At 40.8% G+C, this 25,629-nt stretch carries 27 protein-coding genes and 1 pseudogene; 6 read left to right on the forward strand and 22 right to left on the reverse strand.

Annotated features, from left to right (window positions below; all coding sequences use genetic code 11):
* Window positions 1–6: 6 nt before the first annotated feature.
* From NSQ70_RS11345 to rpmG, 10 genes and pseudogenes are all read right to left on the reverse strand, one after another.
* The gene (locus tag NSQ70_RS11345; protein ID WP_048001385.1) at window positions 7–1,260 is read right to left on the reverse strand and encodes an MFS transporter; all 1,254 of its coding nucleotides are present in this window, start codon (window positions 1,258–1,260) and stop codon (window positions 7–9) included.
* Window positions 1,261–1,590: 330 nt separating this feature from the next.
* Window positions 1,591–2,712 (reverse strand): M14 family metallocarboxypeptidase, encoded by a 1,122-nt coding sequence (locus tag NSQ70_RS11350; RefSeq protein ID WP_327861778.1) that lies wholly within the window; start codon window positions 2,710–2,712, stop codon window positions 1,591–1,593.
* 84 nt (window positions 2,713–2,796) lie between these two features.
* Window positions 2,797–4,716 carry an LTA synthase family protein gene (locus tag NSQ70_RS11355; RefSeq protein WP_268430308.1) on the reverse strand — a complete coding sequence of 640 codons (1,920 nt, stop codon included), beginning with the start codon at window positions 4,714–4,716 and terminating at the stop codon, window positions 2,797–2,799.
* A gap of 212 nt (window positions 4,717–4,928) precedes the next feature.
* The gene (locus NSQ70_RS11360; RefSeq protein ID WP_008342319.1) at window positions 4,929–5,882 is read right to left on the reverse strand and encodes an ROK family glucokinase; all 954 of its coding nucleotides are present in this window, start codon (window positions 5,880–5,882) and stop codon (window positions 4,929–4,931) included.
* A 13-nt stretch (window positions 5,883–5,895) separates the two neighbouring features.
* A complete protein-coding gene (locus tag NSQ70_RS11365; RefSeq protein WP_008342322.1) occupies window positions 5,896–6,099 on the reverse strand; it encodes a YqgQ family protein in 204 nt (67 codons plus the stop codon).
* 69 nt (window positions 6,100–6,168) lie between these two features.
* Entirely contained in the window at window positions 6,169–7,707 is a 1,539-nt protein-coding gene (locus tag NSQ70_RS11370) for a rhomboid family intramembrane serine protease (RefSeq protein ID WP_045034375.1), read from the reverse strand.
* A gap of 86 nt (window positions 7,708–7,793) precedes the next feature.
* Complete coding sequence (locus tag NSQ70_RS11375; RefSeq protein ID WP_017367602.1) at window positions 7,794–7,967, reverse strand: hypothetical protein; 174 nt, start codon at window positions 7,965–7,967, stop codon at window positions 7,794–7,796.
* Between the two features lie 89 nt (window positions 7,968–8,056).
* Window positions 8,057–8,321, reverse strand: a pseudogene (locus NSQ70_RS11380) (hypothetical protein).
* A gap of 84 nt (window positions 8,322–8,405) precedes the next feature.
* A complete protein-coding gene (locus tag NSQ70_RS11385) occupies window positions 8,406–8,966 on the reverse strand; it encodes a 5-formyltetrahydrofolate cyclo-ligase (RefSeq protein ID WP_327861776.1) in 561 nt (186 codons plus the stop codon).
* Between the two features lie 49 nt (window positions 8,967–9,015).
* A complete protein-coding gene (gene rpmG, locus NSQ70_RS11390) occupies window positions 9,016–9,165 on the reverse strand; it encodes a 50S ribosomal protein L33 (protein ID WP_008360061.1) in 150 nt (49 codons plus the stop codon).
* A 451-nt stretch (window positions 9,166–9,616) separates the two neighbouring features.
* Here rpmG and NSQ70_RS11395 point away from each other — a divergent pair, with 451 nt between their 5' ends.
* Together NSQ70_RS11395 and NSQ70_RS11400 are read left to right on the forward strand one after the other, a co-directional pair.
* On the forward strand, window positions 9,617–9,964 hold the full coding sequence (locus NSQ70_RS11395; RefSeq protein ID WP_144462707.1) for a hypothetical protein: 348 nt from the start codon (window positions 9,617–9,619) through the stop codon (window positions 9,962–9,964).
* Window positions 9,961–10,461, forward strand: coding sequence for an endolytic transglycosylase MltG (locus tag NSQ70_RS11400; protein ID WP_008342335.1), 501 nt, complete (start codon window positions 9,961–9,963; stop codon window positions 10,459–10,461). The genes NSQ70_RS11395 and NSQ70_RS11400 overlap by 4 nt, the downstream gene beginning before the upstream one ends.
* Before the next feature lie 44 nt (window positions 10,462–10,505).
* On the opposite strand, the gene pstB (NSQ70_RS11405) is transcribed toward NSQ70_RS11400, so the two are convergent.
* The 9 genes from pstB (NSQ70_RS11405) to NSQ70_RS11445 all read right to left on the reverse strand — a co-directional run bounded on the left by pstB (NSQ70_RS11405) (window position 10,506) and on the right by NSQ70_RS11445 (window position 20,107).
* Window positions 10,506–11,288, reverse strand: coding sequence for a phosphate ABC transporter ATP-binding protein PstB (gene pstB / locus NSQ70_RS11405; protein WP_327861775.1), 783 nt, complete (start codon window positions 11,286–11,288; stop codon window positions 10,506–10,508).
* Between the two features lie 15 nt (window positions 11,289–11,303).
* Window positions 11,304–12,107: a phosphate ABC transporter ATP-binding protein PstB gene (pstB, locus tag NSQ70_RS11410; protein WP_008342339.1), complete on the reverse strand. Its 804-nt coding sequence runs from the start codon at window positions 12,105–12,107 to the stop codon at window positions 11,304–11,306.
* Between the two features lie 32 nt (window positions 12,108–12,139).
* The gene (gene pstA, locus NSQ70_RS11415; protein ID WP_007501259.1) at window positions 12,140–13,024 is read right to left on the reverse strand and encodes a phosphate ABC transporter permease PstA; all 885 of its coding nucleotides are present in this window, start codon (window positions 13,022–13,024) and stop codon (window positions 12,140–12,142) included.
* Window positions 13,024–13,950 (reverse strand): phosphate ABC transporter permease subunit PstC, encoded by a 927-nt coding sequence (gene pstC / locus NSQ70_RS11420; protein WP_017357999.1) that lies wholly within the window; start codon window positions 13,948–13,950, stop codon window positions 13,024–13,026. Before pstC ends, pstA begins: the two co-directional genes overlap by 1 nt.
* Window positions 13,951–14,029: 79 nt before the next feature.
* Window positions 14,030–14,947, reverse strand: coding sequence for a phosphate ABC transporter substrate-binding protein (locus NSQ70_RS11425; RefSeq protein ID WP_017367609.1), 918 nt, complete (start codon window positions 14,945–14,947; stop codon window positions 14,030–14,032).
* Between the two features lie 214 nt (window positions 14,948–15,161).
* Entirely contained in the window at window positions 15,162–17,297 is a 2,136-nt protein-coding gene (locus tag NSQ70_RS11430) for a penicillin-binding protein 2 (protein WP_035702956.1), read from the reverse strand.
* A gap of 122 nt (window positions 17,298–17,419) precedes the next feature.
* Complete coding sequence (locus tag NSQ70_RS11435) at window positions 17,420–18,706, reverse strand: MFS transporter (RefSeq protein WP_008342348.1); 1,287 nt, start codon at window positions 18,704–18,706, stop codon at window positions 17,420–17,422.
* Between the two features lie 123 nt (window positions 18,707–18,829).
* Window positions 18,830–19,438: a superoxide dismutase SodA gene (gene sodA, locus NSQ70_RS11440; protein WP_007501264.1), complete on the reverse strand. Its 609-nt coding sequence runs from the start codon at window positions 19,436–19,438 to the stop codon at window positions 18,830–18,832.
* A gap of 183 nt (window positions 19,439–19,621) precedes the next feature.
* Entirely contained in the window at window positions 19,622–20,107 is a 486-nt protein-coding gene (locus NSQ70_RS11445; protein ID WP_007501265.1) for a DUF456 domain-containing protein, read from the reverse strand.
* A gap of 143 nt (window positions 20,108–20,250) precedes the next feature.
* Here NSQ70_RS11445 and NSQ70_RS11450 point away from each other — a divergent pair, with 143 nt between their 5' ends.
* Window positions 20,251–21,003, forward strand: a complete 753-nt coding sequence (locus NSQ70_RS11450) for a DUF1189 domain-containing protein (protein WP_327861774.1) — start codon at window positions 20,251–20,253, stop codon at window positions 21,001–21,003.
* A 240-nt stretch (window positions 21,004–21,243) separates the two neighbouring features.
* Here the strand turns inward: NSQ70_RS11450 and NSQ70_RS11455 are convergent, their stop codons facing one another.
* Window positions 21,244–21,789: a GNAT family protein gene (locus NSQ70_RS11455; RefSeq protein ID WP_045034379.1), complete on the reverse strand. Its 546-nt coding sequence runs from the start codon at window positions 21,787–21,789 to the stop codon at window positions 21,244–21,246.
* A gap of 190 nt (window positions 21,790–21,979) precedes the next feature.
* Between NSQ70_RS11455 and NSQ70_RS11460 the strand changes: the two genes are divergently transcribed.
* Together NSQ70_RS11460 and ispG are read left to right on the forward strand one after the other, a co-directional pair.
* Window positions 21,980–22,282 carry a hypothetical protein gene (locus NSQ70_RS11460; RefSeq protein WP_327861773.1) on the forward strand — a complete coding sequence of 101 codons (303 nt, stop codon included), beginning with the start codon at window positions 21,980–21,982 and terminating at the stop codon, window positions 22,280–22,282.
* 106 nt (window positions 22,283–22,388) lie between these two features.
* Window positions 22,389–23,504: a flavodoxin-dependent (E)-4-hydroxy-3-methylbut-2-enyl-diphosphate synthase gene (gene ispG, locus NSQ70_RS11465; protein WP_008342357.1), complete on the forward strand. Its 1,116-nt coding sequence runs from the start codon at window positions 22,389–22,391 to the stop codon at window positions 23,502–23,504.
* Window positions 23,505–23,551: 47 nt separating this feature from the next.
* Here ispG and NSQ70_RS11470 read toward each other — a convergent pair whose 3' ends face one another.
* The gene (locus tag NSQ70_RS11470) at window positions 23,552–23,914 is read right to left on the reverse strand and encodes a DUF308 domain-containing protein (protein ID WP_008342359.1); all 363 of its coding nucleotides are present in this window, start codon (window positions 23,912–23,914) and stop codon (window positions 23,552–23,554) included.
* A 139-nt stretch (window positions 23,915–24,053) separates the two neighbouring features.
* On the opposite strand from NSQ70_RS11470, the gene NSQ70_RS11475 reads away from it, so the two are divergent.
* Window positions 24,054–24,632 carry a nucleotidase gene (locus tag NSQ70_RS11475; RefSeq protein ID WP_008342361.1) on the forward strand — a complete coding sequence of 193 codons (579 nt, stop codon included), beginning with the start codon at window positions 24,054–24,056 and terminating at the stop codon, window positions 24,630–24,632.
* A gap of 24 nt (window positions 24,633–24,656) precedes the next feature.
* On the opposite strand, the gene NSQ70_RS11480 is transcribed toward NSQ70_RS11475, so the two are convergent.
* Complete coding sequence (locus tag NSQ70_RS11480; RefSeq protein WP_327861772.1) at window positions 24,657–25,574, reverse strand: ROK family protein; 918 nt, start codon at window positions 25,572–25,574, stop codon at window positions 24,657–24,659.
* Between the last annotated feature and the right edge of the window lie 55 nt (window positions 25,575–25,629).

The following is a 25,629-nucleotide window of genomic DNA, read 5'->3' on the forward strand; positions in this document are numbered from 1 at the left end:
CCATGATCATGTGGCGTTTAAGCTTGGTTTGTCCCGTTCTATCGTCAAATCTGCTCTCTCTACCTTCCCTATCTTTGTGAAAAGGAGTAAGCATATACCTGAAATAGCCTCTATCAGTCCTCCTGCTGCAATGACATAACCTGAACCGAATAACGTCGCCATATAACCACCAATGAGAGCGCCTAACGGTATCATTAAATACGAGATCATGTTAATAATCGCATACACTTGTGGCTGATCCTCCGCTTTTACTGACAATTGAATCATCGTATGTTCAGGCACATTGACTGCACTGATGGCTGCACCTAAGGCAAATGCAGATATAAACACAAGTGGTAATAAAGCATTCATCCCTGTAATGAAAAATGCAATTCCATCAACGATCCCTGCCCCGATAAACAACAGACCGTATCGATTCACTTTCACCTTTGTTAAAACGAATCCCATCAAAAATGCACCTAATGCCGTGGTCACTTTGATGAATGAATATACTACTGGTCCACTATGTAAATCTTCTGTTAAATAAATAACCGACAATGCCTCCCACGGTGCCGCAGCAAAATTGGAGCAGACACAAAAAATGGCTAATGGAAACAAAATATGATGACTTTTCACAAGTGAAAATCCTCTTATTAATCGTTTTCCGTATGATAATCCTTTTTTTCCTTTATCCATGATCGCTTCCGTTTTATATGTAATCAGCAAAACCAGCAAAGCGGACATGAGGTAAAGAGGAATAATCACAAGCATTGTATATCCTACCCCTACAAATGCAATCATGACACCACAAATCGTCACAGTCACAAGCCTGACCACATGACTGGCTGATTGAATGGTTGCATTCGCCTTTTGTATCACATCTTCATGCACAAGCTTTGGAATAATGGACACCGAAGCTGGTTCATAGGAACCACCAGTCGCTGAATGCAGCAACATACCGCCAATGATGAGTGCCAAAGGAGAAAAATCATAAAAGTAACTGACCACAATCACAAGTATAATCGCCGCCCGAGTTAAATCAGCAAAGCACATCCAAAATTTCAATTGATGCGGCTTCATCATTGGGGTAATAAACGGCCCAATAATGGCTTGAGGGACAAAACTAACGGCAATAAAAAATGCTGTTCCAATTGCTCCTTTTCCCCCTAGCACTAAAAGCCACAAAATGGTGTTAAAAGATAAACTATCAGCAGTAATTTTACACATTTTAGAAACAAATAGATAAGTAAAATTCCGTTTCCACAGGCTTTGAGCATTCAATCATCGACATCTCCCTAATTCATATCCTTTTTTTTACATCCACTCTTTCACAATAGCTTACAGGAATGCTCTCGTCAATCACATCAGCACGGTTTTTATTGACCATAAGAAATTGATTGGTTTGAACGTATTAAATGATTGTTGACAAAGGGCGAAAATGAACTTGATTTTAGCCCTTTGTCTTCTTTTCAGCGTGATAGAAAACCTTTGCAGCCCTAGGAAGGACGAGTACTGACGCGGAGTGAATTTCACATTCGTGAGCACCGGCACGCAGGACTAACAAAGAATGCGAGGGTTTGTCTACACGCTGAAAGCACCGATTAGGTGCTTTTAATACTTACATGCTTCCCACAATAACCGCTTTGTTTTTTCATAGATCGAATCAAATTGACTCATAGAAAGCGGGTTCTTTCCTCGCCCAAGTTCCACCGTATATCCCTCACTTTTACATTGATAAATAAACCAATCACGATAACCTGCATAGCTATCAAGATATTGAATCGCTTTGTAACCGCTCACCCGTTCTAACCGTCCGACCGTCTCTTTTGAAATGGCCGGTTCGTGGCCAAGAAAACCCCAGTATATCTCTTCTCCTTGTGTATGAAGGGCAATCAGCCGGTCAAAGCGTTTTCGTAAGGCGAGATGTGCCATTGCTTTCGCTTCTGGTTCTGTTAACGGCTGATGCCCTGGGAAATCCCTATAAGACGGTGCCTTCGGCTTATTACGATAATATTCGATTTCCCAATAAGCAGGAAATTGATTGTTTAAATCAATTCCTCGAATATTCGCCTTCCATTCTCGATAATCGGAAAATCCACCATTTAGCGGCGCGAACTCCTCACGGCACAACCCTAAAGATTCTGGACCATTGCGAACCAAATCAACACCGTCTGGATTTACCATCGGGACAATAGACAAAGCAGTGGTCTGCAATATACGAACCGCTTCATGATGTCTTGCTTGCACTGGGTCTGAGGCCGCTAAACAAAGTGATTTAAGCCATTTTAATAAAACAGAGGTCGTGATCCATTCATTTGCATGAAAAGAGGCATTAACATGTATGGAATGTAAATGTTGTACAGGCTCCGTACGGATTTCATAAATGGGCGTATCAAGCACTGATTGACCAATCACACTCATCTGAAGAAAAGGAAAAACAGCTTTCAAATATTGAAGCTCTCGTTCTAAGTGAGCGCTATCATATTCAAATGTGCCGCTGATCCAATCATCTGATTGCTGGAGCCGGTAAGGCGCAATGAAGCTTTGCACATCACCTACCGATTGAAAAGAATGGGTCCCTTCTGGAAGTCTATACCCCGGTAAAAGGAGGTGCTCCGTATTTGACTGATTGGACAAACGGAAAGCTTCTTTCCCTATACCAAGCTGCTTTGCCACATCCTCCTTCCTTGCCTCATCCAGATGCCATTCAATTGTGCCAAACGACTTTTTCATTTACATCCCTCCTCTTACACTATATGAATCAGTAAGTAAAAAAAGAAAACCTCTGCATGTAAATAGCAGAGGTTTTCTTTTAAATTAAGACGCCTTTTTTAGCTCAGTGTCATCTTCTTTTTTAGATGGTGAATGGTCCGAGTTGTTTCGGTCATAAAATCTAAGGAGATCTCCATAGATAATTTGATCAGAGAATTGAAGCTCTTGTTTTGCCTTTTCTTCATAAGACTGACAAACAGACTCATCTTCTCTCGGCTCACCCGTTTTTTTGTTGTAGCACACACCAGCTGTAAAAACACTGTCCTTCGTAATAAAACTTCCATCTCGAAGCACTGTGAAGTCATTTGTATCTTTTGATAATAGGTCATGACCAAATTGAATTTGCTTGCTTGTATCGATTCCTAGAAGGTTCATGACTGTTGGACGGATATCTACTTGCCCGCCAACTGTATCAATCTCTTTTGGATGTTTATCCGTGATACCAGGAATGTGTACAACAAATGGTACTTTTTGAAGCTGAACTTCTTCAAAAGGTGTAATGTCTTTGTTTAAGAATTGTCCCATTGCTTCGTTATGGTTTTCAGAAATCCCGTAGTGATCCCCATATAACACAAAAATGGAGTTATCGTATAACCCTGCTTCTTTCATTTTTTTAAAGAAAAGCTTTAGTGCCTCATCTTGATAACGCACTGTAGGGAAGTATTTGTTCAACGTTTTGCTCTTTGAGTCATATTCATCAATGAGCTTATCTTCTTCATCTAAGTCAAATGGAAAATGGTTCGTTAATGTAATCAATCTCGTATAGAACGGCTGCGGGATCGTTTTCATTAAATCTACTGACTGCTCAAAAAACGGACCATCTTTTAGTCCCCAGCCAACTGAATTTTCTTCATTTACATCGAATGATTTAATATCAAAAAATTTGTCGTAGCCAAAGCTGTCATAGATCAGGTCACGGTTCCAGAAACTTTTGTTATTCGCATGAATAACAGAAGAATGATAACCTTCCTCTTTTAACAACTCAGGTGCGGCTTTGAACTCGTTGCTTGGATTTGTGAAAAATACAGCTCCTCTTCCAAGCGGATAGAGTGAATTATCAACAATAAACTCGGAGTCGGATGTTTTCCCTTGACCCGTTTGATGATAGAAATTACTGAAATTGTAGCTTTTCTTGATCAATTTGTTTAAGAACGGCGTGATCTCTTTCCCATTCAATTTTTCATTGATCACAAAGCTCTGAGTAGACTCAAGCGATACTAAAATGACATTTCGTCCTTTTGCTTGACCAAACGTCTTTTCATTACGGTCTGTTTGATTTGCGCTTACATAGTTTTCAATTTCAGTTAAGCTATTGCTGTCGGCAAGTGCTCGCTGAGCGGATTGCTTCGATTGCAGAACCCCATCATAAATATGGAAGTTATATAAGCTGATGTTTTTCACTAGCATCTCACGGTCAAATGAACGAGTTAACAGCTCTGGTCTTTCTGTTTCAGCCAAACCAAGGTTAAAAAAGAAAGTGGCTGCCACAAATAAATAATAAGCTGCACGTCCCTTACGTGAAATCGTTACATCTGTTCTAAAGGAAGGCTGTTTTTTATAGAGCCAAATTAAAATGATGATATCAACAAACATCAGAAAATCAACTGGTTCAATTAAAGAGGTAATACTTGACCCGAGGTCACCCATATTGTTTGTTTGAAATAGGACGGGGATGGTTAGAAAATCACTGTAGAATCGATAAAATACAATGTTAGCTAACAAAATAAATGTCAGAACAAAACTCGTCACGATGATATATCGATTGCGATTTTTTTCTTTAAAGAATAAACCGATACCGAAGATAAACAAGAGAAAGCTAAGCGGATTAATAAACAGGATAAATTCCTGCATGAAATTTTCAATTTTGATATTAAAACTAGATTTATAGATAACATAGGTTTTCACCCACATTAACAAAGTCGCAATCAGTAAAAATGAAATCGCCTTTAATCTTTTCTTTCGCATTGTAACCTCCTTATGCTAAAAACGCACTCAGGTTAGGGACATCCCCAATTATTGGTGCTTCTTCAAAAATAACTAAAGTATATCTTATCCTGTCTATGATGGAAAATCAATGTCTTTTTCCCCATGACAAACTTATGAATATGCTAAACATTCAATTTCATGCCTATCTATCGCTGATTTTAATAAAAATGACATCATTATGACATTTTTGTTCAAGACAGCCACTTGTTTTTTGCCATCCATGCACCGCCGATCACGCCTGCATCGTTTCCTAGTGAGGCAATCACCACTTCAACATCCTCAGCACATGGAGGAAAGGCATGATGCTTGACGACACGCTCTACTTTACTGCGAAGAAGCTCGCCCGCTTTAGATACACCGCCGCCAATGACGATTTTTGTTGGGTTTAAGGCACTGGCTAGATTCGCAAGGACAAGACCAAGATGGGTTGTTACTTCATCTACGACATGCATCCCAAGTTCGTCTCCGTTTTCTGCTGCCTCAAATACATCCTTTGCAGACAGCGAAGTAAGTGAGCCAAGTGATGATGTATGGCTCTTTGTTTGTAATGTATCTTTTGCGATTCGGACGATACCTGTGGCAGACGCAATGGTTTCAATACAGCCTGTTCTCCCGCAGTTACATGGTGCTCCTTGAAATGGAACGGCACAAATATGACCAATTTCTCCACCAGCACCTGTTTCGCCTTGAACCACTTCTCCATTGACAATAATACCGCCGCCAACCCCTGTGCCCAGTGTAACCATCAGGATGTTTTTGGCGCCATCACCTGCACCCTTCCACATTTCACCGAGTGCAGCAATGTTCGCATCATTTTCGATGACAGATGGAAGTCCTGTCTCTGCCTCTAAATGGTCTTTCAAGGGATAGTTTGTCCAGCCCAGATTCGTTGTTTTATAGACAATTCCGGATACTTTATCCACTGGTCCAGGTGCCCCCATACCGATCCCAATTAGGGCTGATTTCGGCATGCTGATCTCAACTAGTTTATGGTCAATTGACTTGGCAATGTCGACTGTAATTGTCTGCCCAGATTTATCCGTAGGAATCTCCCACTTATGCTGAATTTCACCATAAAGATTAATAAACGCAAGCTTAATTGTCGTACCGCCAAGATCAACTCCTACAAACCAATCCCCTGTCATATGTCCTCCACCTTCACATTGTTTTTCGATTTAATTTGGCTAGTTCCATTTGAAGGATGGTCATTGCGTTTGACCATTCAGTTCGATCGATAATGCCCGATGTGTACATTTCCTTCAATTCATCTGCCATAAATTCTAATTCCACTTCACGATCTCCGAAATACACGTAATTTCCAAATCTCATGAGCAGCTGCTGTACATCATATAACGTTTTCATTATTTTCACCATTTCTCTAAATCACAGATAGGATAAGCGTATTCATAAATACGCTTTCAGTCAAGTCATTCAACGTGTTTGAGTGTTTTCAATATATTGTTTCAACTTTAAAAATTGGTCATTTTGCGGATCTTGTTTTAATGCTTTTTCGATGAAGTCGTCTGCTTCCGCTGTCTCGCCTTTTTCTACATACAACAACGATAAGTGATACAATTTATTCGGCTCATTTGGATCTTTTTCAAGCGACTTTTGCAAATACTCAATGGCCTTGTCAAGATGTCCAAGCTGCGCTTCGGAAAGCGCATATATATGAAGTGCTTCAGCTGAGGCATCCTTTTGCTTTACATATTCCTCTAGACGCTGACTTGCTTCGCTATAGTTCTTTTCATCAAATAAACTCGCTGCCTCGCTAGTTGCCGCCGCTTCTTTTTGATCGTCTGAATGAAACCCTGTATACAATCCAAAGCCGCCAATAAGGAGGAGAAGAAGACTAGCAAGAAGCATTTTGACAGGCTGAAACTGTTTAGGAAGACGGACCGCTAAAGCGGCTAAAAATCCCCCAGCGAGCCCCCCAAGATGCCCTGCATTATCAATCCCTGATACAGTGAAACCTATCCCTAAGTTGATGAGGATAATCACGATAATATTTGTCCCCATCGTACGAAAGAAGAGCTTCCGGTTAGAGATCGCTAAATATAACAATGCGCCTAAACAGCCAAAGATCGCACCTGATGCTCCTGCTGCGATGGCTGTATTAAACACAAAGCTCGCTATGGAGCCAAAGATGCCGGAAACTAAATAAATCAGCAAAAATCTTCCTGAACCATAAATTCTCTCAACAGCTGCTCCAACGGACCAAAGAGCAAATGTATTAAAGAGTAAATGCGTCAAACCAATGTGTAAAAACATAGGTGTCACAAAACGCCACCATTCACCCTCTAGTATCAGCACATTATTCTTCGCACCAAATGCTGTTAAAGTGGCTGTATTGGTACTTCCACCAGATAATTCGAGTAAAAGAAACATCACCACTTGAACTGCGATTAACAAGTAGGTAAAAATCGGTCTGCCATTTTGAAAAACGGCCCGTTCTCGTTCACGTTGCTTTTCCTGATCTTGAAATGCCTGAAGCACGTTCATTTTAAGCTGCATTACATCTTCGGCTGTATCTGCCTTCGCCTCTTCTACATCAATCGAGAGTGATGTATTCAGCCATTTTTGCAGCTCGTGTCCATCGTTTTGAAGGGTTTCTTCATTCAGTAAAACAGGTGTCACCGTCACCTTTTGTTGTTTTTGCGGTTGACCGTTTATGTCTTCCCAATCATCTACTGGATGATCAGCTGTAAATTGTAGCTGCAGGAGATGGAGAGAACGTTTACGCATGGCTTCTCTCAACTGATTCATCCGAAAGGCCTGCTCTTCCATATCTCGAACGATCTCCTGTCTAAAATTCACATCTCTTCTATAGAGACGGATGAGATCATATCCTGAGTTTCGTGGTGCTTCAAAAAAGATTTCATCTTCTGGGTACGGACTTTGAATCATCTCGTATCCTTTTTGTCTGAGTTCATCAATCACTCGCCAAAATAGACTATCTATGACATTCATTCATTCGCGCTCCATTTTTTACATTATTATAGCAAGAATTACTCTTATACGCATTTCTCAACAAAAAAATCCCGGCTTTTGCGGGATTAGAATGCTTGGCGAATAAATTTCGTCCGAAAATATGGGATTTTCATCAGCCATTTAATAAAAAAGTGACGCACTTGGTTTTGACCTAAGATCAAATTCATGAGCCGATAACGATTTTGCACAAGAACGAATGCAAACAGTGTGAACACAATGCTCCAAATCATTTTATTCATCATATTCCCTCCTATGTTCGTATCGTGGCTTAAATAGGATTTGTTTATGCATGAACCGTCATTTTTATCGCTTAACATGCGATCTGCTTTCACACTCTAATCCCTTGTTCTTTTGATTGAATATAATAGAACTCTTCACACTCTGATTGATCATAAGAAACGTCAAATTGATGCAGGGCGATTAAATCTTTGAACGCTTTGATATGCTCTCTTCTTATTTTTCCGACTCCAAAAAAATCAAGGTGTGTATGCCAAAAATAAACCCATGAATCATGTTCGAGTTGTAAGTCAAAAGTATTCACTTCCTCCCACAAAATTTCGGAAGTATCTTTTCTTTCCTCGAAATTTTTTCATATATGACTCCTACTAGCTAAAATGCCATGAGCTAATGAAACGATCTCAACACAAAAAGCCCGTTTTTGGACAATGAGCGGGCTTTCACTTTTGATATAACGTACCTTTTTCACTGACAATCATAGACACCGGTATGTCGTGCGCTTCAGCCGGAATATGCCTCGTCTGCTGTAAAGACAAACAAAGGGCAATGGTTACGCCGTGGTAGTCCGCTAAGTAGCGATCATAATAGCCCCCACCAAACCCAATCCGGTAACCACGTTGATCGAAGCACACCCCAGGGACAATGATCAAATCAATGGCTTCTTTATGTACAGCTGTAGACTCAAGAGGGTCTGGCTCCAATAGCCCAAAGTAGCTGGATGTCATCTTTGTTTCAGGTGTATATTCATAAAACATCATCTCTTTTGTTTTCGGAAAACAGGTGGGAATACAAACTGTTTTTCCTTCTTCCCACGCTTTTTCAATCAGAGGCATTGTCGGTATTTCTTTTCCCCTAGACATAGTCAAAGCAATCGTTTTCGCCTGTTTCCATTCTGACAGCTGTAGCACGTGTTCATGAATTAGAGCGGCGTAGCGATTGAACTCTTCAGCGCTTATCTGATCAAGCATGGCCAATGTTTGAAGGCGGAGCTCCTTTTTCATACAGGTTCATCTCCCATCATAAAAAAACAGCAGGAAAATTCCCTGCTGCTTACTTTGTTTCACGATGTAAAGTTTGTTTTTTATCACGTGAGCAATACTTTTTGAATTCAACGCGATCTGGATTGTTTCGCTTATTCTTTTTAGTAATATAGTTACGCTCACCGCATTCAGTGCAAGCTAGAGTAATATTTACGCGCATGTTTTTCCCTCCAAACTAAAATCAATTCACATTCAGACCTAACTATAATACCACTTCTAGCTGAGTAATGCTAGAATGTTTTTTCACCAATTTCATTTTTCAATGCATTCCACCTGCATCCTGATCCATATTGTCTGGTCATGTGATGAAAAATCGCCTTCTCCCCTATAAAAACACGTTCTTTGTCGTACTGTATACATGAGAACCCCCTCTTTGTTCCACAGCTTTTTTTCATCTGATCCGTCTTCTTTTATTTTAACAGCGGGCAAGGTTTTCATACTTGGTTTCCCTATAAAAAGAAAAATGATGAAAAAAAGGTGATTTTTTCAGCAATTCCTTTTGAAACTAGCTTTTTTATGGTATAAAAAAGAAGGGTCGAAAACTGTCTGAAACAATCATGAGAGCCTTTTTTGGCTTTCAGCATTAAAATATGAATAAAAGGTGATGAAACATGGAAATTGCAATTATCGGATTGCTTGTTGTCAGTATTGTACTGATCGCATTCTCATATTTTCAAAGAGAGCCGATTAAAGAAGTCGAACAGGAACTTGAAACACTTCAACTATCTGCAATGCAAGAAATCTATAAACTGAAAAAGAAAATGAAGGTTCTTGAAGAAGAATTGCTTGAAACAAACATCGTTGTCCGCAGGCATTCAGAAATTGATCCATCTATTGCAAGACAAATCATTTCAAAGCATCAAAATGGCATGTCTCCTGAGGCGATTGCGCGCGCTGAGCATGTATCTGTAGAAGATGTGAACATGATCATTAAAGACAACGAGAGGGTGCTTGTATGACGAAAAAAAGCATCCAAACGTTTGCAGCAGGTATGATTCTTGCAACTGGTGTTCTGGCGATCGTCTTTTTCCTTACTGGAAAAGATGAAGCGGCGGCTGATTCTACAACAAAAGAAACCCTCGCAGCGAAAGTGACAGACACTGACGTGAAAAATTACTTAGACTCTAAAAAAGAAGTCTCCGTCAGCCGTGAAACATATCAACAACTTCTTGATTATAAAGAAAAAGCGCTGAAAGCAAATGAAGACGGCGATTCTCAGAACGATAAACAAACAACGGACAAGCCAAAAGGCAAAACGGTTAAATTCGTGATTAAAAATGGTATGAGCACAAGTGATGTTTCAGACATGCTTGAAAAGGACGGAATCATCAACTCGTCTAAAGATTTTAATGATTACGTGATAGACGCAGGCTACCATAAAGAAATTCGTGCCGGCAAATTCAATTTAAAAACAGGTATGACATTCAAACAAATCGTCAAAGCCTTAACAAAATAACATCAAAAACCCCCTGGCGGCATTGACCTCCAGGGGGTTTTTGATTATCCAAATCGTCCTGATATATAATCATTTGTTCTTTGATCATTTGGCTCTGAGAACATCACATTCGTATCATTGACCTCAACAAGCTCGCCCATCAAAAAGAACGCTGTTCGGTCTGATACCCTTGCCGCTTGCTGCATATTATGCGTCACAATGGCAATCGTATATTTCTCTTTCAGTTTCATGATTAATTCTTCAATCTTTAATGTTGAAACAGGATCAAGCGCAGATGTTGGTTCATCCATTAATAGAATATCCGGGCTTGTGGCAATGGCTCTTGCGATACAAAGACGCTGCTGCTGACCGCCGGAAAGACCTAATGCAGGCGCATTTAATCGATCTTTCACTTCATCCCAAAGGGCAACATCACGAAGCGCTTTTTCAGCGATTTCTTTCAATTGCTGCTTGCTCTTCACCCCGTGAATTCTTGGCCCGTAGACGACATTATCAAAGATAGATTGAGGGAATGGGTTTCCTTTTTGAAAGACCATCCCGACGTTTTTACGCAGTTCCACTAGATCGACACGGCCTTTTAACATATTGTCACCGTTATACATCATATCCCCGGTGATTTTCACACCTGGCACTGTTTTGACCATGAGATTTAAGGTCTTTATAAATGTTGACTTTCCGCAGCCGGACGGACCGATAATCGCTGTGACCTCATGCTCTTTAATGTCTAAATCAATATGCTTCAGTGCGTGATGCTGTCCGTACCAAAGGTTCATATCATTCACACGAAACACTTCTTTTTTGGCTGTTTCAGTTGCTACTGCATTCATCAAAATCCACCCGCCTTATCCGAATCGACCATTAATATAGTCTTCTGTTTTTTGCTGCGCAGGACGTGTAAAGATACGTTCAGTCGCATCGTATTCCACTAGATCACCGTTCAGGAAAAAGGCTGTATGATCAGATACACGTAACGCTTGCTGCATATTGTGTGTGACAATGACAATCGAATAATCATGTTTTAATTCCGATAATAGTTCTTCAATTTTTGCATTTGAGATCGGGTCTAAGGCAGAAGCCGGTTCATCTAATAAAAGCACGCTAGGTTTCATCGCAAGGGTACGTGCAATACAGAGGCGCTGCTGCTGGCCTCCTGATAATGATAAGGCAGAGCGGTGCAAGCGATCTTTGACCTCATCCCATAGCGCTGCCTTTGTTAAGCTTTCTTCTACCGCATCATCAAGCACTGATTTCCTTTTTTCACCCGCATATTTTAGCGCATGCGTAATGTTGTTGTAGATGGATTTAGGAAATGGATTTGGCTTTTGGAAGACCATCCCGATTTCTCTTCTTAAATTCACCACATTAATACGGTCATCCAAAATATTTAACCCTTCGTACATGATCGCCCCTTCACTTCGTGCACCTGGAATTAGGTCGTTCATGCGGTTAATGCTGCGTAAAAAAGTCGATTTTCCGCACCCTGATGGGCCGATTAATGCCGTAATTGCATTTTTTTCAATTTCAAATGAAATTTGATTGACTGCTCTTTTTTCACCATAATAAATACTTAAATCCTGCACCTGTAGAATCTGTTCCGCTTGAAGTGGAGCCTTTTTTGCTGCAATCTCTTTTTTTTCTGCTAGCATTTGAACCATATCCCCTTCACACCTCTCACTATTTATTTTGACGTAAGCTTCTTATGAATAAATGAACCAAGCCATCTAGCTGCTAAGTTGAATACTAATACAGAGAGCACAAGTACGGCTGATGCACCATTTGCAATGGCCTCTGCATCTGGAATAATCCCCTGTGTATTGACGTTCCATATATGAACGGCTAATGTTTCTGCCGGTCTAAAAATATTTAGTGGTGACGTATCGGAGAAAGGACTCCAGTTTGTAAAATCAAGACGCGGTGTTGAAAGACCTGCTGTGAAAAGAAGAGCAGCCGCCTCACCGAAAACTCTTCCCGATGCTAAAATCGCTCCGGTAATAATGGATGGAATCGCACCTGGGATCAGAACCGTCTTTACTGTATGCCACTTTGTCACACCGAGCGCAAGCGATGCTTCCTTTTGATCCTTCGGTACAGATCGAAGTGCATCTTCTGTCACCCTGACCATCACTGGCAGATTAAAGACAGTCAGCGCAAGGGCTCCTCCGATGATCGTATAGCCCCATCCTGTTAAATTAACAAACATCAGCAAACCAAACATACCGATGACGATCGATGGCAGAGAAGATAACACTTCAATACATGTACGAATAAAATCAGTCACTTTGTTTTGAGGTGCATATTCTGCCATGTACACCCCGCCGCCCACGCCAAGAGGCACGGTAAACAGCATCGTAATAAATAGAATGTAAAACGAGTTAAACAGCTGATCCCTAATACCGCCACCAGAGCCAATCGCACTTGAGCGGGTAGTCAAAAAGTCAAAATTTAATTCTTTGGCACCGTTGAAGATGATATAAGAAAACAAGCCAACAAGTATCGCCGTAATAATGGCGGCACATAATCCAAAAACGATTGTGGCAAAACGATCGGTCATTTTGCTATTCATTAAATCTTCCTCCTAGATGACAAGTATCTAATAATGAGTATGAACATAAATGATACAACTAGAAGGACAAGTCCCATTGACCAAAGTGTATTGTTTTCAACACTTCCATACGTTGTATGTCCCATGTTTAACGTAATAATGGTTGTTAATGTACCAGCTGTGTCCATAATACTCTCTGGTAGATTACGCGTGTTTCCAATGACCATCTGAACGGCAAGGGCTTCTCCAAATGCTCTTGCCATTCCAAGCACGACCGCTGTCATTAATGTCGGCAGCGCTGCCGGTACAAGAACACGTCTGATCGTTTGCCATCTTGTTGCGCCTAATGCATACGATCCCTCACGTAAACTTTTTGGAAGTGAAGCCATTGCATCAGTTGCAATGGATGTAACAGTTGGCAGAATCATAATAGACAGGACAATCGTTCCTGCTAAAACACTGTGCCCTGAACCGCTTGACTTAAAGTGTCCAATAAACGGCACCAATACTGTAAGACCTATGAATCCGTAAACAACGGATGGAATCCCTACAAGCAGTTCAATCACTGGCTGGAGAATTTTCCGTCCCCATGCAGGTGCAATTTCTGTCATGAAGATTGCTCCTGCGATGCCTAGCGGTGCTGCTATGAGTGCTGATAGAAGCGTGACAGCAATTGATCCAAAGATAAATGGAAATGCGCCGTATTGCGGATTTTCCGCTGTAGGGTTCCAATTGATACTGGTTAAGAACTCAATTGGGCTTACACCATTTACGATGAAAGATTGTAAACCCTTAATGCCAAGGAAGATTGTGATGGCAATTGATACAGCAATCATTAAGAATGCGCAAAATTTCACCAAAATACTTCCTCTTACTTCATCCATTTGCCTATTTTTTTTCGAGCTGATCAGTCGATCGCTCGCTTCTGTATGTTCTATCTGTTTCATCTTTTTCTACACTCCTATGAATGTCATAAAAGGAAAAGTGAAAAGCTCCACTTTTCCTTCATCATCAATTCAAGACCTTTTACTTATCTGTTTGTTTGCCTGTTGCGTCTCTTTCTACTTTCATATTAGAGACTGAGATGTAGCCTTGGTCTTTAACGATTTCTTTTTGTACTTCGTCACTCATCAAGTAATCTAAAAATTGTTTTGCTAAACCTTCTGGCTCACCTTTTGTATAAGAGTGCTCGTATGCCCAAATTGTATATTTACCGCTTTCTACATTGCTTTCTTCTGGTTTCACACCATCAATGCTAAGCGGTGTAATTTTGTCATCTGTTAAATAAGAGAATGCTAGGTACCCAATCGCACCTGGTGTTTCTGCAATCAACTTTTTCACTGTGTTTGAAGAATCCTCTGTGATTCCTTCTGCAGGAGTCGCGCCGTCAAGTGCATATTTCACAAATGTTGCACGAGTTCCTGATGAGTCAGGTCTGTTCACAAGTGTGATTTTTTGGTCTTTCCCGCCAAGCTCTTTCCAGTTTTTGATTTTACCAGTGAAGATTTTTTTCAATTCGTCCTTTGTGATGTCTTTGACACCAACTTCAGGGTTAACAGCTGCCGCCATTCCAACAACTGCTACTTTGTGGTCTTTTAAAGCTTTTGCGTCGATTCCGTCTTTCTCTTCTGCGAATACATCTGAGTTCCCAATTTGTACAGATCCTTCTGATACTTGAGAAAGTCCTGTTCCTGAACCGCCGGCTTGTACTTGAATATCGGCTTTTGGATGTTTATCCATGAATTTTTCTGCTGCCGCAAGAACTAAAGGCTGCATCGCAGATGATCCTGAGATGGTAATGGAACCTGATGCCTCATCTTTGTTTGAAGCATTTCCTTTACTGTCTTTTGAATCTCCGCTTGAGCTGCTGTTTCCGCATGCTGTGACGAATGCTAACAATGCGATAGTAAGGAAAGTAAGCAGCCATAATTTGTTCTTTTTCATTTCAAGAATACCCCCTGAATAATTTGTCCTACGAGTAATACATTAAAGGTTCTTTATTAATTTCGTTTAAATGGAATGTTAAGGTTTTGTAAATGTCGAAGATTTGTAGAGAAATTGCGGGGTTTTTTATGATTTTTGTCAATTTATATCGAAAAGTTTGAAGAAAATATAAAAAAACGCCCACAAAAAGTGAGCGTTTTTACCTAGAAAAGGTCTAGTTATTTGTTTCTGCTTCATTTTCAATTTTGTTTTTGTTCTTCGCTTGTGTATCATTGCTTTCCTGTTTTGATTTCAGTTCAAAGTACTTGTCTAATACTTGTTCACCAATATCATTTGTAATCGGATAGCGCTGGTTGTAATCTTGATACACCCAAGGCACGACAACTGAAATCGCTACTTCTGGATTATCAGCAGGCGCATACGCAACAAGTGTTGTGTTATACGTTGGTGTGCCGCGTTTGCTTTTAATCGGGCCGTCATAGAATGATTGAGCGGTCCCTGTTTTGCCAGCTGGATTGTATTTTTTGTTGCCAAAGTTCGAATATGCTGTCCCTCTTGGGTTCTGCATCACAAGCTTGAATCCTTGCTGTACGCGTTTGATCTCATCACTTGTCATATCGAGCTTATTCAGTACATCCGGCTTGACGGACTCCGTTACAGCCCCAATGCCTCTTTGCGGATCTGGCTCTCTCACTTCTTTTACGAGCTGAGGACGTAACCGATAGCCGCCATTGGCAATCGTAGAAACGTATTGCGCCATTTGCAGCGGTGTAAACGTGTCATATTGTCCAATCGCATAGTCAAGTAAAAGACCGGATTGTGTAGACGTTCCACGATAGCCAGTTGCTTCGTTTGGCAGGTCAATACCTGTCTCCACTCCAAGACCAAATTTACTAAAATTGTAACGGAACGTATCAAACGCCTTTGTATCAATTGGGAGCGGCTGATTCTTACGATATTCCCCTTTCCCAATTGCAATCGCTGTTTTAAACATATACACGTTTGATGAACGTTCTAGTGCGGTTAAATCATTAATGAGTCCCATATTTTGATAGGATTTTTTCGGCGGTGACTGAGCGATATAGAGCGGTTCATCGTATTGGGTGCTTCCAATATGAAGGACGCCTGTTTTATAACCTGTCAGCACAGTTGCTCCTTTTACTGCTGATCCCATCGCATATGATGATGTCATCGTTCCTAGTGCATAGTCATCAAATTTGTATGTCCCATTCTTATTGGTAATCTGTTTACCCGCAATCGAGAGCACTTCCCCATTTCTCGGGTCCATCATGACAACAAACGCACGATCAAGAAGTTCTGTGCCGCCTCTTTGCTTCGCACTTTTCAAGTTCTTTTCGATGATTTTTTCCACCGCTTTTTGCAGCTGAATATCAATCGTCAGCACAAGGTCTTTCCCGCTCTTTCCTTCTGTTAACACTTTAGAGCTTGTGACATTGCCTTCTTTATCTGTTGTACTTTGTTCTTTTTCTTTTTGACCTTGCAGGACATCTTCATATTGATATTCAAGATAGCTTTTTCCTACACGATCATTTCGGCTGTAGCCGAGTGATAGATAATGTTCAAGCAGTGACGACGGAAGACCTTCATCACTTGAAGACACACTGCCGAGCATACTGCGGAGCAGTCCTTTATAAGGATAGCTGCGTGACCAGTCTGTTGTGACATCTACACCTGGCAGCTCGTCCAAATGCTCAGAGACGTAAGCAATTTCACTTGGTTTTACATCTTCATTTTTAATAAATTGAGGCGTAAGTGCATAGCCTGCATCCATTTGTCTTTTAATCGCAAGCACTTGCAAATCTTTTTTCGTCAGTTGATTTAATTCCTTGTCTGTGATGCGTTTCAGCTGGAGCTCGTATAGTTTATCATCAGAGACCTTTTCGTCACCCTTTAAATCGGCTTCTTTTTGAACAAGCTTTTTCGCTTCATTCGGATGGGTTAAGATCCAGAAATCTTTTTTATCACGATCTGTGATTTTCTTTGTACTTACGTGAATCATATCTGCTAATTTTGTTGCCACTTTGAGCCGCTCTTCTTGTGAAGTCGTCGAGGTTCTCGTATATGTAATGGCATTTAGCGCTTTATTGCTGACAATCGTGTTATAGTTTCGATCATAAATTTTTCCGCGCGGAGCAGATGAGCTGACATTCACGTCTTCTTGTTTTTCTGCCTGCTTTTTATAATCTTCTCCATTCACAATCTGCACAAAACCGAGTCTGACCACAACACCGGTAAAAATAATGAACGCAGCTAAAAATAATAAATTCAGCCGAATCGGAAGTGTTTTGCGCCCTTCCTTCGCGTCTTTTTTGTTTTTCTTGTTTCTCATCACATCACCTTTTCTATCAAGAAAGAAATGGCACCCCTTTTTGTGTATAAAAGGTGCCATCATCATTTTAGCGGTTTTTCTATCATTTATCTAGAAATTTGATGTTCCATTGGTAAGAAATTTTACCTTTCTCCCTTCATAAGGTTCGTTTGAGAAACAGGCTTTTGACCGTCAGCCTCTTCTATATCAGCTGTTTTCTCTTTTAAATGAATGTCCTTTACAAAATAATAAATAAGGGTGTGCCCCGCTCCAAGTACGACAAGTGAAGCAGGAATCCCAAGCCGATCGCCCAGTAAGGTGACAGATAAAAGAAAAAAGACAATCGAACAAATACGCCCTGCATTTAAAAATAGTTCTCTGACGACAATATATTCAATTCGGGCTTTTCTTGCATATCTGGCATGACCGATGACATCGTAAGTTAAAGAGACATACGGAACAAGCAGAAGCGGGTAGCCGATCGCAATGGCTACAGCGTACATAAGCAGTGATACATAGGACAAGTGAAAGACGATTAAAAATAAAGCGCCGTATAAAATAAGCCCGCCAAACATAATCGCTTTTTTGCGCCATTTTTTCTTAATCAAACGGGTAGCAAAAAAATAGGCGAAAAAGGCAACACCTGAATTGACTAGACCAAATGTGCCTAAAGCAAGCTCACTGTTTGTTGCAATAAACACAAAGACACTGATTAAAAAGACAAACACGCCTTCACGGAGCCCCTGAAAAAAGTGAGCAGTTGTGATTTTACGCCAATTCTCGTCCGCATGGCGCTCTTTCCAAATTTGCTTAATGATAAATTTTCCTTTTGATTGTCTCCTCTTGAGGAAAAAACTCATCACAACCGCTAATGAAAACAAAAAAAGCGATAAAGTGAAAATCACTGTATAGCCTGTATCATCCGTTAATTGAGAAATCACAATTCCTGCAATGAGCGGCCCAATCATACCAGCTGTAGAGGTAAGCACTCCTAAAAATCCATTAAAGAAATCCCTTGTTTCAGGTTCAGTAATTTCAAAAGTAAGCACGTTAAAGGCAAGCCAGTAAAAACCATAGCCGATTCCAAGCACACTGCCTAATAACACGAGCCGAGCTGCCGCTTGCTCTCCTGCCATGAGAACAATTAAGTAAAAAGCGGCTAAGAAGATGACACCGAAACGAAGGACAAATGCACGATCTATTTTTTTAGCGAGCCGACCAGCAAATAAAAAGGTAATGGGCTGAAGGACAACTATCGCCAAGTTATAAATCGCAAGGTCTGTAAATCGCCCAGACTGTTTCCATAAATACACGTTCACAAACGTATTCGAAAGCGCAATCGCAAGTGCGTATAATCCGCCAATCGTGAGGAGGAGCAATAAATCTCTTGTGACATCCATATCCCCGAACATTTTCTTTAATCTGCTCATATCATTCATTCTCCTTTTCTACACAATAGTCTGTCTCATCAAAAGGCAGATATGTAAAAAAAGGAGGGAAAATATAAAAAGACCCGCTCTCAGAGAGAAGCAGGTCTTTTCAAATCAAATCATTTATTTAGCTTCGCTGTAAAGGCGAGCCACTTCATCCCAGTTCACAACATTCCAGAATGCTGAAATGTAATCAGGACGACGGTTTTGGTAGTTTAGGTAGTAAGCATGCTCCCAAACGTCTAGTCCTAGGATTGGTGTTTTTCCTTCAGTTAAAGGAGAATCTTGGTTTGGTGTGCTTGTGATTTCAAGTTTGCCATTGTTCACAACAAGCCATGCCCAACCAGAACCAAAGCGTCCTGCAGCTGCTGCAGCGAAATCAGATTTGAATTTTTCAAATCCGCCTAATTCTTTTTCGATCGCATCTGCAAGTTCACCAGTTGGTGCGCCGCCACCGTTTGGTGAAAGAAGCGTCCAGAATAATGAGTGGTTCGCATGTCCTCCGCCATTGTTACGTACAGCTGTACGAATGTTTTCAGGCACAGAGTTCAAGTTAGCCACTAGCTCTTCAATTGATTGATCTTCAAGAGCTGATACACCTTCGATTGCTTTGTTTAAGTTTGTTACATAAGTGTTATGGTGTTTTGTGTGGTGAATCGTCATTGTTTCCTTGTCAATATGTGGTTCTAATGCATCGTAAGCATATGGTAATTCTGGAAGTTTAAAAGCCATGGTTAAATTCCTCCTTAGAAATGTATGTACTGAAATGCTTCCTTAGTAAGCAAGCAATTCACCCTAATCAAAGAGTATCAAAAGAAACGGCTTGTTTCAACGTTATTGCTCATGATCTGAAACATTTCAGTGTTTATTTTGTATTTAACCCTTCAGAAAGAGTGTTAAACACCGATTTTCCATTTAGCGAAGCACATAAAACAAAAAGATTCCCAGCATCAGTGCTTGAATCAACCCTTTTGCAAATACGCCTGACACAAAACCAATTAATGAGCCAAGCCCAACTTTCACACTTGTCTTCAGATCTTTTTGATGAACGAGCAGCTCTGCGATGACACTGCCGATAAATGGACCAATGATAATTCCAGCAATCGGAATCACAAAAGGACCGGCTAAAAGCCCAATGGTACTTCCCCAAATGGCCGCCCGGCTGCCGCCAAAGCGTTTCACCCCAATCAGATTGGAGACATAATCCGCGGCAAATAACACAGCTGTAAACATGGCTTGAATGAGCCAAAAGGTGAGCGTCAATTTCTCAAAGCTAAAAAAGAGCCCATATAAAATAAACCCAAGAACCATGAAAACCACACTAGGAATGATTGGATAGACAAGTCCCACAAACGCAATGATAAATGCACAGCCGATCAAAATCCAATACAGCACGTCCAATCCGCTGCCGCCTCCTTTTTATATGCTGTATACATTATGCCTCATTCCTTCTATCTTAACCAGTAATGAAGGCCGTACTTGTACTGGATGGATAGACATTGATACAATGTGAGAAATAGAAAAGAATGTAGGAAGTGAATCGGTTGAACGTATTTAGTTTATTGTTAAAAGGAATTTATTCACCAAAAGATATTGCCAGAGCACGTTTTACTGGGATTGGAAAGGCCATTTTATTCATCTTTATCCTTTCGATCATCGCAGCTGTCCCCCAGGGCTATCATATGAGCCAAGAGATTTCAAATGCGATGTCAGGATTTCAACATGTGATTAAAAAAGATTTACCCGACTTTTCCATTGAAAAAGGAACGCTTCAAGCGGATCAAAGCACACCGATCGAAAAAGAAGAAAATGGCATCACGATTATCTTTGATCCCAATGAAAAAATAAAATCAAGTGAGCTTGAATCAAAACAAACAGCCATTGCGTTATTGAAAGAAAAAGCAGTGATTGCCATTGACGGACAAATGACAGATATTCCATACCAGCTGCTTGGCGGAACACTCACAAAAGATGAACTTGCCAGCGTCACAAACCAGAATCAAGCGATCATTATCCCTGTCATTTGTGTCTTCCTGTACCTATCTACTGCTGCTCTCATGTTCATCAGCGCAACATTCCTAGCCATGCTTGGCACATTTATTAAACGAATGCAGCAAAAAGAGCTGTCCTTTCAAATGCTTTGGAAGCTCTCTGCCTATTCACTCACATTAACAACCGTCTTTTTCGCCATCATGAGTGCATTAAACACGCCGGTTGCAAACTCATTTTTATTAAATTGGGTGATTAACTTTATTTTCTTATATCTTGTCGTTAAAGAAATACCTGCAAAAAAATAAGCTCCCTCATTTTGAGGAGCTTTCAGATTGTTGACAAAGGGCTAAAATGTTGTTGATTTTAGCCCTTTGTCTTCTTTTCAGCGTGATAGAAAACCTTTGCAGTCTAGGAAGGACAGCTACTTTTACGGAGCGAATTTGTCATTCGTGAGTACCAGCGCGCAGGACTGACAAAGAATGCGAGGGTTTGTCTACACGCTGTAAGCTCCCTCATTTTGGGGAGCTTTTTTATTTGTTTTGACCCTATGACTCATCTGGATGGATGATCGCAAACAAATAGTGATCCTCCCACTTATCATTGATCTTTACTTTTTTACGATGAAGTCCCTCATTTTCAAACCCTGTCTTCTCAAGCACACGAATGGAACCAATGTTAGATGGTTTTACGCCAGCCTCAATGCGGTGAAGGTACAGTTCATAAAAGGCATAATCGATAATCAAACGAATCGCCTCTGTCATATACCCCTTCCCGCCTTGCTTTTCATCAAGTACATATCCAAGCAAAGCCCCTTGAATTGGTCCTCTTTCAACAGAATTGAGTGAGATCGTTCCAATTAATGCATCTGTTTCATTTAAGAAAATACCGTGCATATAGGCTTCATCTTTTGCACGCCTTTGCATACTGCGGTTAATCCGTTCCTTTTGACGAGGTACAGTAAAAAAATCATCCTGAACCAAAGGTGTAAATTGCTGAAAATAGGTGCGGTTTTCTCGTTCAAGTGTTAATAGTGCTTCTGCATCACTTTCTGTTAGTGTTCTTACATATATATGCTGACTGATTTTCTTCATATACTCTCCCCCTGTTTTGATTTTATCATAATAAAGAAAGGGCTTAGGATTGCTTTTTCCAAACTTTTTTCACTTACAAGTCATACTAGAACTCACTAGAACCACCCTTCCTAGCTTTTTCACTCTTTTTTGTTCTATCAACTCAGGGACATGCATAATCTGAAGTAAACTCTTAAAAGCGGTGAGTAAAATGCGGCGAATTATTTTTTTACTAGTCAGTTTGTTTGTCCTCTTTATTATCTTTTTTGATTTAAAAAATGGAACGATCCCCGTTCAGGAAGGCCCTGCTGTTCCCGCCAGCGCCTTTCAAACAGCTGAAAAACAGGCATATAAAACTGTCACTGTTAAACAAGGACAAACCGTCGTCTCTATCGTGCATACAAGTAAGCCATTAGAGGAAGTGATCGAAGACTTTGAAGCACTGAATCAAGGCGTCAAAGCGAACGAAATTCGGGCAGGCAGCACATACAAGTTTCCGGTCTATAAGAGATAAAACGTTAATTCCTTGTCATTCATACAAAGAGACTGTTACAATATGAGATGTAAAACACGTCGTACACTGCAAACGAATTGCATGTACACTAAGGAGCGATTGACAAGTGAGTGAAGTCACACATCGTACAAAAACGCGTCCCGTCAAAGTGGGACCTTTAACTATAGGTGGAAACAATGAAGTCGTCATTCAAAGTATGGCGACAACCAAAACACATGATGTCGAAGCGACAGTAGCTGAAATTAAACGTTTAGAAGAAGCTGGCTGTCAAATTGTGCGTGTCGCATGCCCAGATGAGCGTGCAGCAAATGCGATTGCGGACATTAAAAAACAAATCAACATCCCCCTTGTTGTCGACATTCATTTTGACTACAAGCTTGCACTGAAAGCGATTGAAGCAGGTGCAGACAAAATTCGTATCAACCCAGGAAACATCGGAAGACGAGAAAAAGTCGAAGCTGTTGTGAAAGCTGCAAAAGAAAAAGGCATTCCAATTCGTATTGGGGTAAACGCTGGTTCGCTCGAGAAAAAGATTCTTGATAAATACGGCTATCCAACAGCAGATGGTATGGTTGAAAGTGCACTGCATCACATTAAAATTTTAGAAGACCTAGACTTTCATGACATCATTGTCAGTATGAAAGCATCTGATGTAAACCTTGCGATTGAGGCATACGAAAAAGCAGCAAAGGCCTTTGATTATCCTCTTCATCTTGGGATTACAGAATCAGGTACGTTATTTGCAGGTACGGTCAAAAGTGCAGCTGGTCTTGGCGCAATCTTGAATATGGGGATTGGTAACACACTCCGTATTTCATTAAGTGCTGACCCGGTCGAAGAGGTCAAAGTGGCACGTGAATTATTAAAATCATTTGGCCTTGCATCAAATGCAGCAACACTCATCTCATGTCCAACTTGTGGACGAATTGAAATTGACCTCATTAGCATTGCAAATGAAGTCGAAGAATATATTTCTAAAATTAAAGCACCGATCAAAGTAGCTGTTCTCGGATGTGCTGTAAACGGTCCAGGTGAAGCGCGTGAAGCTGATATCGGCATCGCTGGCGCTAGAGGTGAAGGCCTCTTATTCCGCAAAGGTGAAATCGTTCGGAAAGTGCCAGAAGAAACAATGGTCGAAGAACTGAAAAAAGAAATCGATAAAATCGCTGAAGAACATTATGCAAAAATGGAAGCTGAAAAAGCAAAACAAGCGAACGCATAAAAAAGAACGCCTGACATCACTGTCAGGCGTTTTCTGTTCCTGTCCTGTTAAAAGAACGGGGTGATAAAGATGCCGAGGATGACGGAAACGATTCCGATCCCGATTGACCACGCGCCAAGCGCATGTGCTCCTTTTCTTCTTGCAATATAACCAACGACGATTGCCGCTACCCCTAATAGCACCGGCAAGACAAATAATGAGATAATCGCAATTGCGAGTGCTGTATAGCCTATCCCCTTACTGCCTGAATCGTCACCTACATGGTCACGTTCTCTTCTGTCTTCACGATCTCTTGATGCTTGATATGGCTCTGCAATTTCAGCAGCTGTTTCCTCTAAATAGCCATCATCATTACTAAAGTGTGTGTCGATTTCACGATCATTTCTTCTGAAATCTTCGTCTCTTTCCATGATCAATTCCCCCTTTTGGTTAATAGAAAGGAGCTTTTTTAGTATGAGCAAAAATGTCTGTTTCATGTTTGCTAAAACTTGCTGGAATTGTGAATTGATTATGTTACACTTTAAGAGGATAAATATGAGGAGTGTGGGCATGTTACGTTTAGGAATTGATATCGATGGCACAGTCACGGCGCAGGACACCTTTGTCCCCTACTTAAATGAGTCGTTTCAATGTGACATCACACTAGATGATATGACGGAATATGATTTGACGAAGCTTTTAAAGATTTCAAATGAAGAATTTTGGGGCTGGATGAATGAGTATGAGCCTCTTATTTATAAACAGGCAAAGCCTGCCGAGGGTGCAAAAGAAATCCTCAATCAAATGAAACATCATCATCAATTGATTTATATCACAGCCAGAAGGCAGCATCACTCAGACATCACCTACAAATGGTTTGAGGAGAATCATGTCCATTACGACGATATCGAGCTTGTTGGCGGACATCATAAGGTGGAAGCTGTTCAAAAACATAAGATCGATGTGTTTTTTGAAGATCACCATGGCAATGCCACAATGATTGCAAAAGAAGCTGACATTCCAGTGATTCTGTTTAACTCACCGTATAATCAAATGCCAATTGATGAACGGATCATTCGCGTTAATAACTGGCAAGAAGCATCCCAATGGATCAAACAATATGAAAAGCGTCTGCAAACTGCTTACTAAAACAGATCAAAAGCCGATACGTTTTTAATGTATCGGCTTTTTGATTGTACGATAATGTCCTTCTTTTATTAAAAAATGATAAAGTGCACCCATCATACCTGCCTGATTGAAGTAATAGCACGTTTCCAGTGTCACCTGTATGTTTTTCCATGCATGCAAAGTATGTAAATGTTTCTCAATGTTTGGAATCAAATCGGGCCTTGCACTCACGCCCCCGCCAATGAGGATTTTCTCTGGATTGAGAACTGTTGCCACATTGTAAATACCAATTGCGATTCGTTTGTACCACTGATCGATCATCTTCTCAATGGCCGGATCATGCTTGGCTTTTTCAAAGATTTCTTGACCGTCGATTTGCTGACTTTGTGGAATGCCCTGCTGCTCTTTGTAGCTTCGTATCAATCCAGCTGTCGAAGCACTGCTGTTGAGTGTGGTAAACTGACCATTTTCTGTTTCTGTCAGCATCATACCAAATTCACCGCCGCGAAAAGAGGCACCGCGCACAAGCTCGCCACCAGCAAAAATACCACCGCCGACACCAGTCCCAAGCGTCATACATATAAAGCTGTCACACTCTTTCGCATGACCACTAAATTTTTCAGCCAGAGCTGCACAGTTCGCATCATTTTCTACTTCTACACGAAGTGATGTTTTTTCTTCCAAAAGCGTTTTGACATTTTGGCCATTTAAAGCAATAATCGCTCCTGCAAATTCCGTATAACCCGTTTGACTGTCAACAAAACCCGGAAGACTCATCGCAATCCCTTTGATATCCCAAGTCCTTTGATACTCTTTCACCACGTTCTCCATGTCCTCTAAAAATGGCTCAAGCTGTCGGCAGTTTGTTTCGTAGTCGCCGCTCGTGATCAGCTCACCATTTCGATCCATGACCCCATGCTTTGTTTTTGTTCCGCCTACATCGAAAACAACATAATATGCCACCTTTGACCACTCCCCCTATTTCTAAAGACTCAAATCTGCTTCTATAGATGATCTG

This window comes from Bacillus sp. FSL R5-0397, from assembly GCF_038593395.1.
In the GTDB taxonomy this organism is placed as follows: Bacteria; Bacillota; Bacilli; order Bacillales; family Bacillaceae; genus Bacillus; species Bacillus altitudinis.